The sequence below is a fragment of the Streptomyces sp. NPDC058662 genome (assembly GCF_042716255.1).
GTDB lineage: Bacteria > Actinomycetota > Actinomycetes > Streptomycetales > Streptomycetaceae > Streptomyces.
This window is the reverse complement of record NZ_JBHXRU010000146.1, coordinates 1-11,519: the sequence shown is the minus strand read 5'-3', so window position 1 is coordinate 11,519 and position 11,519 is coordinate 1. Positions and strand designations below refer to the sequence as shown.

The 11,519-nt window shown below is 73.6% G+C and carries 10 protein-coding genes; 4 read left to right on the top strand and 6 right to left on the bottom strand.

All coding sequences use genetic code 11. The annotated features are described in order from the left end of the window. Positions 1-114 precede the first annotated feature (114 nt). Complete coding sequence (locus tag ACFWUQ_RS29745; RefSeq protein WP_384544192.1) at positions 115-1,011, top strand: DUF4231 domain-containing protein; 897 nt, start codon at positions 115-117, stop codon at positions 1,009-1,011. A gap of 51 nt (positions 1,012-1,062) precedes the next feature. On the opposite strand, the gene ACFWUQ_RS29740 is transcribed toward ACFWUQ_RS29745, so the two are convergent. The 4 genes from ACFWUQ_RS29740 to ACFWUQ_RS29725 form a co-directional block, all read right to left on the bottom strand. Then, positions 1,063-1,542 (bottom strand): hypothetical protein, encoded by a 480-nt coding sequence (locus tag ACFWUQ_RS29740; RefSeq protein WP_384544188.1) that lies wholly within the window; start codon positions 1,540-1,542, stop codon positions 1,063-1,065. A gap of 95 nt (positions 1,543-1,637) precedes the next feature. Beyond that, entirely contained in the window at positions 1,638-2,483 is an 846-nt protein-coding gene (locus ACFWUQ_RS29735) for a S1 family peptidase (RefSeq protein ID WP_384544190.1), read from the bottom strand. A 171-nt stretch (positions 2,484-2,654) separates the two neighbouring features. Then, positions 2,655-3,470, bottom strand: coding sequence for a DUF1684 domain-containing protein (locus ACFWUQ_RS29730; protein ID WP_384544186.1), 816 nt, complete (start codon positions 3,468-3,470; stop codon positions 2,655-2,657). Between the two features lie 77 nt (positions 3,471-3,547). Then, a complete protein-coding gene (locus ACFWUQ_RS29725; protein ID WP_384544184.1) occupies positions 3,548-4,867 on the bottom strand; it encodes a DUF5685 family protein in 1,320 nt (439 codons plus the stop codon). Between the two features lie 283 nt (positions 4,868-5,150). On the opposite strand from ACFWUQ_RS29725, the gene ACFWUQ_RS29720 reads away from it, so the two are divergent. Beyond that, the gene (locus tag ACFWUQ_RS29720) at positions 5,151-5,600 is read left to right on the top strand and encodes a cell division protein SepF (RefSeq protein ID WP_384544182.1); all 450 of its coding nucleotides are present in this window, start codon (positions 5,151-5,153) and stop codon (positions 5,598-5,600) included. A 9-nt stretch (positions 5,601-5,609) separates the two neighbouring features. Here the strand turns inward: ACFWUQ_RS29720 and ACFWUQ_RS29715 are convergent, their stop codons facing one another. Further along, complete coding sequence (locus tag ACFWUQ_RS29715; RefSeq protein ID WP_384544180.1) at positions 5,610-6,782, bottom strand: acyl-CoA dehydrogenase family protein; 1,173 nt, start codon at positions 6,780-6,782, stop codon at positions 5,610-5,612. Between the two features lie 188 nt (positions 6,783-6,970). Next, positions 6,971-8,641 (bottom strand): MFS transporter, encoded by a 1,671-nt coding sequence (locus ACFWUQ_RS29710; protein WP_384544178.1) that lies wholly within the window; start codon positions 8,639-8,641, stop codon positions 6,971-6,973. 297 nt (positions 8,642-8,938) lie between these two features. Here ACFWUQ_RS29710 and ACFWUQ_RS29705 point away from each other — a divergent pair, with 297 nt between their 5' ends. Then, the gene (locus ACFWUQ_RS29705) at positions 8,939-10,072 is read left to right on the top strand and encodes a hypothetical protein (protein WP_384544176.1); all 1,134 of its coding nucleotides are present in this window, start codon (positions 8,939-8,941) and stop codon (positions 10,070-10,072) included. 213 nt (positions 10,073-10,285) lie between these two features. Next, positions 10,286-11,398: a phosphatase PAP2 family protein gene (locus tag ACFWUQ_RS29700; protein ID WP_384544174.1), complete on the top strand. Its 1,113-nt coding sequence runs from the start codon at positions 10,286-10,288 to the stop codon at positions 11,396-11,398. The last annotated feature ends 121 nt before the right edge of the window (positions 11,399-11,519 follow it).

Here is an 11,519-nt window from a genome sequence, read left to right as displayed (position 1 = left end):
CCGGCGTCGTGTACCGGCGCGCGGTGTCTGCCCCCGGGGGGGGGGGGGGCCCCCGGCCCCCCCCGCCCCGCCACCCGACCGGGCCCGACAGCAGGGGGCGCTGTGACCGACAGCATGACCTTTCGACACGAGGACCTGCCAACCCTCTTCCACCACACCGACCAGGCGGCGATCACCCGGCAGCGGGAGTCGACGCAGGCCACCCGCGCCCAGTTGGCGCTGCTCGTCACGGCGGCCGCGGCGGCCGCCCTGCCCCCGGGCCCCGAGGTGGGTTCGCTGCGCGTGTTCGGCCTGCTGAGCGTGCTCGGGTACGCCGGCGTGCTGGCGGTGGGCCTGCGTGCGTCCCGCCGCCGGGCCCGCCCGCAGTGGCAGCTCAACCGCAGCGCGGCGGAGTTCATCAAGTCCCTGGCCTGGCGGTACGCCGTGCACGGGGCTCCGTTCGGCAAGGACGGCGGCGACGCGGAGGCCACGTACCGGACCCGGCTGGAGGCGGGTCTGGACGAGCTCCGCAAGATGGGCTGGGAGGATCCGCGGGCCTCCGGGGCCGTGCCGCAGGGCGGGGAGATCACCGGCGCGATGCAGCGGCTGCGCGGCATGGACTACCGGGTGCGGCGTGAGACGTACGTCCGGGACCGGCTGATCGAGCAGCGCAACTGGTACCGCCGCCGGACGGAGGTGTCCCGGCGGGCCACCGCCGTGTGGTCGTGGACGATCGTGCTGCTGACCTGCCTGGCGCTGCTGTTCGCGCTGCTGGAGGCCTTCGGGTCGGGTCCGGGGGCGCGGCTGACCGGGCTGCTCAGCACGGCGGCCGCGGCCGGGATCGCCTGGAACGAGGTGCGCCGCCACCATCCGCTGATCGAGGCGCACACCCTGATCGAGCAGGACCTGGCGGCGATGATGGTGGTGATGCAGACGACGATCACCGAGTCCCAGTGGCCGTCCGCGGTGTACGAGACCGAGCGGTACGTCTCTCCGCAGCACACGGACTGGCTGGCGCGGCACAGCAGTTGAGGCGGTCCCGGCGGGGGGTGGGGCGCGGGGTGGGGCGCGGGGCCGGCCGGCTCAGTCCCGGGTCACGCCCTCGCGCCAGATGACGGTGACGGGCTTCCCGAGCGCCCGCGCGTAGGCGACGATCTCGGCGGTGCCGCCGTGCCCGCGCGCCGGAAGGCCGTCCCAGACGGCGACGAGCCGGTCGCAGGAGCCGGCGATGAACGTACCGGCCGCGTAGTAGGCCTCGTCCGTGGAGTGCGGGAAGTCCATCCGGACCTCCTGGGCGGCCCGGTGCCTGAGTTGCCGGTAGCCGGCCAGGGCGCCGGCGTCCTCGAAGGACTCCTCGTAGTCACCGCTGGGGATGACGACGGTCAGGTCCGCCCCGTGCTCCAGGGCGACGGCGGCGAACAGCTGGTCGGCTCCCGCTGCGAGGCTGGAGAACGCCTCCAGCGGGCCCTCGTGGGAGCCGAACACGGCCCTCAGGCCGCTCTCCACATGACCGAGCAGCCGGTCCGGAATGGACCGGTGCCCGGTCACGCCGATGCGCTTCATACGGAACCTGCCTCCCCCGTGGACGGCGCCACCCTGGACATCCTCCCAGAAGGCGGAAGGACGTCCAGAGTGCGTCGGGGGCGCACGGGTCACCGTCAGTAGACGCTGACTCCGTAGGTGTTCAGGGCCTCCACCACGGGCTGGAAGTACGTGGTGCCGCCCGAGGAGCAGTTGCCGCTGCCGCCGGAGGTCAGGCCGACCGCGCGGGTGCCCGAGTAGAGCGGGCCGCCGCTGTCGCCGGGCTCGGCGCACACATTGGTGCGGATCATGCCGTAGACGACATCGCCGCCGCCGTAGTTGACGGTGGCGTTGAGGCCGGTGACACGCCCGCTGTGGGTTCCGGTGGTGGAGCCGCGGCGGGTCACGGACATGTTGACGGTGGCGTTGACCGCGCTGGTGATGTCCTGGCCGCCGACGGTGCCCGGCGGGACCGGGCTGTTGCTGGCGTACTTGACCAGGCCGTAGTCGTTGTTCGGGAAGCTGGAGCCGACGGTGGACCCGAGCACGTTGGTGCGGGCGGAGTTGGTCCACCAGGTCGTGGCGCCGTCGGTGCAGTGCCCGGCGGTGAGGGCGTAGTAGTTGCTGCCGCTGCGCACGTTGAAGCCGAGCGAGCAGCGCCAGCTCGACGCGTAGATGGCGTCGCCGCCCGAGGCCAGCTTGGTCAGCTTGCCCGGCGTCCGCTCGATGCGCAGGGCGCCGGCGTCGGCTCCGGCCTCGCGCTTGATTCTGTTGAGGTCGGCGGTGGAGACGGTGCTGTCGGCCGTGACCACGAGGGTCCCGGTGGCGGGGTCGGTGTGCCAGGCGGTTCCTGCGACGTCGGCGCGCAGGACGGATGCTCCGGCCGAGGCGAGTCGGGCGGCGCTGAAACCGTCGTCCTGGCCGTCGGCGTTCGCGACGGCGGGGGCGGCGAGGGCGGCTGCGGCGGCCAGGCCGGTGGCCATCGCGAGCAGCCGGGTACGGGTGATGCTCTTGTTCCTCACTTCTCGTCCTCCGGGAAGGTTGGGGGCCCGGCGATCGTGGGGGTGCCGGAGCCCGTGAGGCGCAGTCGGGGACACGGGAAGCACATAATTTATGCCGTGACCCTGACAAGCACTCTCGGGAGTGTGGGGGCGTCAGATACCGGTCGCAAGGGCGCCTTTCAGCCGCCGCTCGCCGGCCGCGACCTCGAAGGGCAGCATGTTCCCGGGCGGCGGGAAAGGACAGATGAAGTGGTCGGCGAAGGCGCAGGGCGGCAGCAGGGACCGGTTGAAGTCCACGACGACGGAGCCGTCCGGCCCCGGCGCGCCGGGGCGCAGGAATCGGAACCGGTAGCTGGAGCGGCCGCCCGTCGCATCGCCGAAGACGGCCCAGAGGCTGCCGTCGTCCTCGTCGAAGGCGACCTGGAGGGTGTGCTCCGTCCCCTCGAACGGGAAGCTGAGCTCACCGCCGAGGTCGAGGCCGCGCGCGCGGCCGTCGGCGTTCTCCACCTGGACCGTCCGGTCCTGCGCGTACCGCCGGAAGCGTCCGGGCAGCGCGAAGGCCGGGTCGTAGGGGCTGGCTTCCATGCCCGCGTAGGCTCTGCGGGCGGGTGAGCCGGGGTCGAAGACGCGCACCGCCCACTCCCCCTCGCGGCGGATCACGGCGAGCCGCAGTTCTCCCGCCGAGATCCGGGAGTGGGAGGGAGGCGTGTCGTCGGCCGGGACCACCGCGTCGCCTGTGAACGGTTTCCCGTCCAGGGACAGGGAGTCGGCGGCGGCCGCCGTCAGCGCCACACCGTCCTCGGTCGCGCGCCAGTGCCCCGGAACGGCCGGAATTCGACCGTCCGGGTGGTCGGCGAGCCAGTGCGTGCCGATCAGTGCCAGGGGGCCGTAGGGAGCGGCCACGGTGGCCTCCCGGCGCTCGTGCCAATCGCGCCAGGAGGCGTGCGGGTCTTGCGCGTCATCGTCCATGCCGCTCAACCCTTCCACGCGGGTCAGGACGGGAATCCAGGAGTACGCCGTCCGGACCTGTGGAATCCGATGGAGGCTCAGCAGCCGTCGCAGGGACAGCAGCAGCAGTCGCCGCAGCCGCAGTCACAGTTGCAGTTGCCGCAGTCGCAGTTGTCGCACCAGGGCTTCTTCTTCTCGCGGGACCAGGGCCCCTCGTGCTCGGTGCAGCAGAGCTGGCAGGTGCAGAACAGCCCGATGGCCACCGCGCAGCCGGCGAGCAGGCCGCGCCGGGGCTTCTGCGGGGGCCGGCCGCCGCCACCGCCACCGCCGCCACCGCCGCCCGGCCCCATGGGCGGCGGCAGTCCCGGCCCGCCGGGCGCCGGCGGGGCGCCGGGGGCGTAGGGGTTGCCGCCGCGGGGATCGCCGCCGTAGGGGTTCCCGGCCACGACCGGACCGCTCGCGTACGGGCCGCCGCTGTGCGAACCACCGCCGTACGGGCCGCCCGCGTACGGATCGCCGCCCTGCCCGGCGGAGGCCGCCGCCGTCGGTCCGTGCCCGCACGAGCGGGTGCCGAAGGCCCGGTCCACCGAGGTGCGCAGCTCGTGCACCAGCAGCCGGTGGGCGAGGCCGGCGTCCGCGAACTCGACCTCGCGCAGTGCCAGCCTGATGCCGTGGAGTGCGTCGTCGCACAGCCGCCGGGCCTCGGTGAGGGTGGTCCCGGTGGCGGTGAGCGGGTTCCAGGCGCCCGCCGCGGCGTCCGCGCCCTGGTCCTCGACCGCGTCCAGCAGGTGCGCCAGCCGCCCGAAGTAGCGACCCGCCTCGGCGAGCGCGGGGGCGTTGCCGGGCCGCCCCGCCAGCCGCGCGGTATGGGCGAAGGCGGCGGCCGTCGCCGTCTCCGTGGGCTCGGTCACCACGAGCACGGGGGTTCCAACGCCGGCCAGGGTCTCGATGCCCGCCTGCCGGTCCACCGCGTCGACGAGGACGGCCGTGTCGAAGCCGAGGGAGGCCCCCGTACGGGCGCCGGCCCGGTCCCAGCCCCGGGCCACCTTGCGCGCGGCGGCGGCGATCGGGGCTCGGGCCAACAGGCCGTCGCGGTCGGCCACGTGGTCCCGGACCTTCGCCGAGGCCAGGACCAGCGAGACGGCGGCGGCGAGCCGGGCCCCCTCGCCGTTCGCCACCGGCGCGGTGCGCATGCCGCGCAGCGGGCAGGGGCCGGCGGTGCGGCGGGCGCCGGGCGCCGGTCCGGACTGAGCCTCCGTCAGGACGGAGACGAGGAGGCCGTCATAGTTGGTGACGATCCGGGCGAACTGTCCGTGATCGCCCCGAAGTGCCAGGCACAGCCCGCACAGATGGGCCATCCACTCCGCCTTGAACCGTTCGCCCAGCCGGTGCGTGCAAGGTCTGACGATGCCGAACAATCCGCTTCCCCCGTGTGTCGTGCGCGTGCCTGACGGGCATGGTATCGAGCCGCCCACGTCACCCGTACGCCCCCATCGCTCACCCGTACGGAGGCGGCAGTCGTATTTTCACTCAGTCAGCAGCGGTAGCCACCAGGATCCTTGACCGTGCAACGGATGTTCTGCACCAGTACCGTCACGAAACCCCTGCGCGGCGACTATCCACTTGGCGCGTTGTCAGCATCATGGACGACCATAGGGGCAGCGGAGAGAAGAGAACTGACCGCGGTGAAAGGAGGCGTCCATGGGTTCGGTGCGCAAGGCGAGTGCCTGGCTGGGTCTCGTGGAGGACAGCGACGACGAGCGTTACTACGACGACGACTACGCGGAGGCCCCCCAGGGCTCGGTGTCCGGCCCCGGCGACCAGTGGGTCACCGACCCCCGGGTCAGGGTTGCCTCCGAGTCGGCCGTCGAGCAGGGCCGCCGGATCGCGACGGTCACCCCGGACGGCTTCCGTGACGCCAGGGGCATCGGCGAGCTGTTCCGCGAAGGCGTCCCGGTCATCGTGAACCTGTCCTCGATGGACCCGGGCGACGCGAAGCGCGTGGTCGACTTCGCGGCCGGCCTGACCTTCGGGCTCCGCGGCTCCATCGAGCGGGTGGCGACCAGGGTCTTCCTGCTGACCCCGGCCGACACCCAGATCGTGAGCGGCGAGCCCGGCGGCCGCTCGCGCGACTTCTTCAACCAGAGCTAGGCAGGGCTCTCACCGGAAGGCGTCCAGCCCGGTGAGCGCCTTGCCCAGCACCAACTGGTGCATCTCGACGGTGCCCTCGTAGGTGAGGACCGATTCGAGGTTGGTGGCGTGCCGCATGACGGGGTATTCGAGGGAGATCCCGTTGGCACCGAGGATGGTCCGCGCGGTGCGGCAGATCTCGATGGCCTCGCGGACGTTGTTGAGCTTGCCGAAGCTGATCTGCTCCGGCCGCAGGGTGCCCGCGTCCATGCGCCGGCCCAGGTGGTGGGCGAGCAGGATGCCCTTGTGGAGCTCCAGGGCCATGTCGGCGAGTTTCGCCTGGGTGAGCTGGAAGCCGCCGATCGGCTTCCCGAACTGCTCCCGGGTCCTGGCGTAGTCGAGCGCGGACTCGAAACTGGCGCGCGCCGCCCCCATGGACCCCCAGATGATCCCGTACCGCGCGTGGCTGAGGCAGCCCAGCGGACCCTTGAGCCCCGTGACGCCCGGAAGGACGGCGTCCGCGGGCAGTCGTACGTCGTCCAGTACGAGCTCGCTGGTCACCGAGGCCCGAAGCGACCACTTGTGCTTGATCTCCGGCGCGGAGAACCCGGCCGTGTCGGTGGGCACCGCGAAGCCGCGGATCCCCTCGTCGGTCTGCGCCCAGACCACGGCCACGGAGGCCACCGAACCGTTGGTGATCCACATCTTGCGGCCGTTCAGCACCCAGTCGCCGCCGTCGCGCTTGGCGTAGGTGCGCATGGCCGCGGGGTCGGAGCCGACGTCGGGCTCGGTCAGGCCGAAGCAGCCGATGAGCTCGCCGGCCGCCATGCCGGGCAGCCACCGCTGCTTGAGCTCCTCGGAGCCGTACTTCCAGATCGCGTACATCGCCAGCGACCCCTGCACGGAGACCAGCGAGCGGATACCGGAGTCGGCGGCCTCCAGCTCCAGGCAGGCCAGGCCGTACTGCACGGCGCTGGCGCCCGCGCAGCCGTAGCCCTCCAGCGACATGCCGAGCGCCCCGATCGAGCCGAGCTCCCGGGCCAGCTCGCGGATCGCGGGGAGCTCGCCGCTCTCGTACCACTCGGCGATGTGCGGCAGCACCCGGTCGGCGGCCCAGCCGCGGACGGTGTCCCGGACGGCGAGGTCCTCGGGACTGAGGAGCTCGTCGAGTCCGAGCGGGTCGGTGGGTACGAATGACGGCACGAGGGCCTCCCGGCGGCCTGAGACAGTCGATGCCGGGCCTTCCCGGCCGGCAGAACCTAGCAGCGCGAGTTTCGCACTCCCCGGCCGGGTCGATCCAGCCCTGCCGGCGCACTTCCGGCCCCGCCGGCGCCTCCGGTCCCACCTGCGTTCGGGTACGGGGTCCCGCGGCGGCGCGCCGCGACGCCGTGTCAGCCGGCGTGCTCCACCGAAGACGGGCACGGCTGCCCGGCCGCCTGCGCCGCACCGCTGCGGGACCCCGACGACTGCGCGGGCAGCGCGACGGGCCCGGCCGGCTCCGCGCCCTCGCCCTCCATGGTCCTCGGCAGCTTCAACGCCATCGCGGCCCCCGCCAGCAGCAGTACCGCGCTCACCACCAGCGTCACGTGCAGCCCGTGCACGAACGACAGCCGGGCCGCCGCGTACAACGACTCCCCCGCCGGCCCGCCGAGGTGCGCGGCGATCTGGTAGGCCTCGCCCAGGGAGTTCGCGGCGTGGGCCGCGTCGGCCTCGGCCACCCCCGGCACCCTCGCCAGCCCCGGCGCGTACGCCGCGTTCATCACGCTGCCGAGCAGGGCGATGCCCATCCCGGCGCCGAGCTGGTACGAGGTCTCGCCGATGGAGGCCGCGCCGCCCGCGGTGGCCGCCGGGGCCTCGCTGAGCATCGACTCATAGGCGGCGAAGAGCGTGGTCTGGAGCCCGAAGCCGAGCAGGATGAAACCGACGTTGAGCAGCACGGGCCGGTCCTGCTGGCCCATCAGCGTCAGCAGGAGCACGGCGAACGCCGTGAGCAGGAAGCCGAGGGAGACCATGGTGCGCGGCCCGACCCGGGCCAGCGTGTACGAGCCGGTGGCGCCGGCGGCCATGGCGGCGAAGGTCAGCGGCAGCAGCCGCAGCCCGGTCTCCAGCGGGCTGAGGTGCAGGACGAGCTGGAGGTACTGGACGGCGATCAGCTCCAGGCCGACCAGCGCCAGCATGGCCAGCACGATGCAGCCGACAGAGGTGGAGAACGCCGCGCGGGAGAACATCCGCATGTCGATCAGTGGGTGCGGCCGGCGCTTCTGCCGCCGCACGAACAGCACGAGCAGCCCCGCCCCGAGCACCAGCGGGACCAGTGCCTGGAGGTCGAGCAGGTCCCGTTCGGCGCCCAGCCGCTTGACCCCGAGGACCGATCCGAGCACGCCGGCGGCGGCCATCAGCGCGCCGAGCACGTCCCAGGGCCCGTCGGCGGATCCCTTGGACTCGGGCAGCAGCCAGCGCCCCAGCGGCAGGATGAGCGCCATCAGCGGAATGTTGATGAGGAAGACCGAGCCCCACCAGAAGTGCTGGACCAGGAAGCCGCCGAGGACGGGTCCGCCGGCGGCGCCGATGGCGGCGACAGCCGTCCAGATGCCGATGGCGAGGGCCCGCTCGCGCCGGTCGGGGAAGACCTGGCGCAGGATCGACAGGGTGGCCGGCATGATCATCGCCCCGCCGACACCGAGCAGGGCGCGCGCCGCGATGAGGACCTGGGCGCTGTCGGCGAGGGCCGCCAGAGCCGAGGCGGCGCCGAAGAGCCCGTAGCCGAGCAGCAGGATGCGGCGCCGGCCGACCCGGTCCCCGAGGGTGCCGAAGAGGATCAGCAGTGCGGCGCAGACGAGCGGGTAGGCGTCGACGATCCACAGGAGCTCGATCGAGCCGGGGCGCAGGTCCTCGGTGACGGAGGGGACGGCGACGTGGAGGATCGTCGCGTCGAGCGCGACGAGCACCAGGCTGACGCAGAGCACCGCCAGCACGGCCCAGCGGTTGGACCCGCCGGAGGCCGCGCCGATCCGCTGCCAGGGGGAAGGGGTCCTGTCGACGGCCGCGCTCGTCCCCGACATGCATGTACCTCCCAGGTGATCCCTCGCACTCGGCGGACCGGCGTCGTGTGGAGCCACGGGGGGTTGCGGTGTGCGGCGTCCTACGGGATCCGGCATCGACACGCGAGTGAACGATCAGCGTACGCGAGTTCGCCTGCCCGGAACGTGGTCCACCTCTCATCCCGACTCCGACCGCCGTGTGGTGTACGCCACTCCACGCCCCGTGCACCGCCCCGCCTTCTCCCCCGCGTACACGCGCGCACACGGGGCGTGGTTCTCGACCGGGGCCGCGTTCCGGCGCCACCGATAATCACGCTTGTGGAAGATCTTGGATTTCGCCGGGCCGCCCCCGCGCTGGCCGTCTTCGCCGCGGTCCGGCTGCTCGGACTGACGGGGCTGGCGGTGTGGGGCGCGGCGGTCGGGAGCAGCCCCCACACGCTGCTCTCGGCCCGCTGGGACTCGCTGTGGTACGCCCGCATCGCGGCCGAGGGCTACGGGTACGAGGTGCTCCTCCCGAACGGGGACGTCCACTCGAACCTCGCGTTCTTCCCGCTGCTGCCCTGGCTGGAGCGGGCGGTGGCGGCCCCCACCGGACTGGCGTACGGCTCCGCGGGCCTGGCGGTGTCAGCCGTCGCCGGGCTCGCGGCGGCCTGGGGGATCTTCGCGGTGGCCGACCTGCTGTGCGCCTCGCGGCCCGGCACGGCGGACGGCCGCCGGGTCGGGGTGCTGGCCGTCGCGTGCTGGGCGGCGCTCCCCGTCGGTGTGGTGCAGTCCATGGCGTACAGCGAGTCGTTGTTCACCGCGCTGGCCGCGTGGGCGCTGTACGCGGTCCTGCGCGGCCGGTGGGTCACGGCGGGGCTGCTGGCGGCGGGGGCCGGGCTGACCCGTCCGGTCGGGGCGGCCGTGGTCGGTGCCGTGTGGGTGGCCGCGGTGCTCGCCCTGCGCCGCGGGGACCGGTCGTGGCGGACGGCGGCGGGCGCGCTCCTGGCTCCGCTGGGCGCCCTCGCGTACGTGCTGTGGGTCGGCGCGCGCACCGGGGACGGCCTGCTCGGGTACCTGGACGTACAGGCCGGCTGGGGCAACGGCTTCGACGGCGGTCTGGCCTTCGCCCGGTTCGTCGGGGCGAAGCTGGCCTCCTCCGCGTTCGCAGCCGGGCTCGGCCTCGCCGCGGGGGTCGTCCTGGTGCTCTGGCTGTACGCGCGGTGCGTGCGGCAGCGGCAGCCGGCGCCGCTCCTCGTCTACTGCGGGATCGTGGTGGCGCTGGCGCTGTGCGCGTCCGGGTACTTCGGGTCCAAGCCCCGGCTGCTGCTGCCCGCCTTCCCCCTCGTACTGCCGGTGGCGGTGGCGCTGGCCCGGTGGCGCACCGGGTGGGCGGCCGCCGTACTCGGCGCGGCGGCCCTGGTGTCGGCGGCGTACGGGGCGTTCTGGCTGAACGGCTCGGGGCCCCCGTAACCGCCGGCCGTCTTTCCGCCGGCGAAATGACGCACCCGGATAAAGCTCGGGTAAGTGTGCGAAGCAATTGCCGGGGCGGAGGATCGGTCCGGTCCAACCACTGGCGGATTAACGGGAATTAAGTCACCCGTGAGACCTACTCCACATCACATGGTCATCACAAAGCCCGCGATTCGCGCGGGCCGCCCATCGGCGCGCGGTAACGTCGATTGAGTGCGTACCGACCAAATCCTGACCCGTCTGGAGCGGGTGTTCGCCCGGCTGGACCGGGAACCGGAGCGACCGGCTCATCTGCAGACCCCGCGGATGAGCCGGCACCGCGTCGTACTCCTGGGATCGACCCTCGCGTTCTACCTCGCCATCGTGGTGGCCGTACTGACCACGTCCTGGCTCGTCCGCCTGGACTGGCAGATCATGTTCTTCCGGCCCTACGAGCAGTGGCCGCAGCTGCACGCCTTCCTGGACTACCTCGTCGTCCTCGGCCAGCGCGGGCCCACCGCCGTGATGGTCGCCGCGTGGCTCGGCTGGCGCTCGTGGCGGCAGCACACCCTGCGCCCGCTGATCACCCTCGGCGTGGCGCTGCTGCTGCTCAACGTCACCGTCGGGGCCGTCAAGCTCGGCCTCGGCCGGCTCGGACCGCACTACGCCACCGAGATCGGCTCCGCCGAGCTCTTCGCGGGCGGCGATATATTTCCTTCCGGCCACACCGCCAACGCCGTGGTGACCTGGGGAATCCTGGCCTACCTGGCGTCCAGCGCGGCCACCCGGCGGGTGCTGTCCGTGGTGTCGGCGGTCGTCTCGCTCAGCGTCGGCGCGACCACCGTGTACCTCGGTACGCACTGGGTCAGCGACGTCCTGCTCGGCTGGTCCGCGGGACTGCTGATCCTGCTGGCGCTGCCCTGGTTCGAGCCGCTGATCGCCCGCGCCGAGGCGCACGTCTTCGATCTGCGCACCCTGCTGCGCCGGCGCGCCGAGACCGGGCGGATGCCCGCACCGGTCGCCACGGCGCTCGCCCCGCTGCTCTCCGCCGGCGGCAAGTGGCAGCTCCGGCGGACCGCCGCCGCCCCGGTCCCCGGGCCGGTGGCCGTGCCCGCCGCCGCCCTCGCTCCGGACAGCGCACCGGGCCCCGCGCCGGGCGCCGTCCCGGCGGTCGTCGTCCCCGCCGTCCACGCGCCGGGTGCGCGGCCGGCCGCGCACGCGCCCGTCCGGCCGCACCTGATCCGGTCCGAGCGGACCCCGCTCACCCCGGCCGGCAGCCGCCGGCCGGCGCACGCGGAGCGGGCCGGAGCCCGGGGCCCCGCCCCCCGCCCGGTCGGCGGCGGCTGACGGGGCGTCCGGCGGGGACGGTACGCACCACCTCACCGCGCACCACGGAGGCGGGGGGGGGGGGGGGCACCCCCCCCCCCCCCCGCGGGGGAGGGGCCCGCCCCCCCCCGGGGGAGGGGCC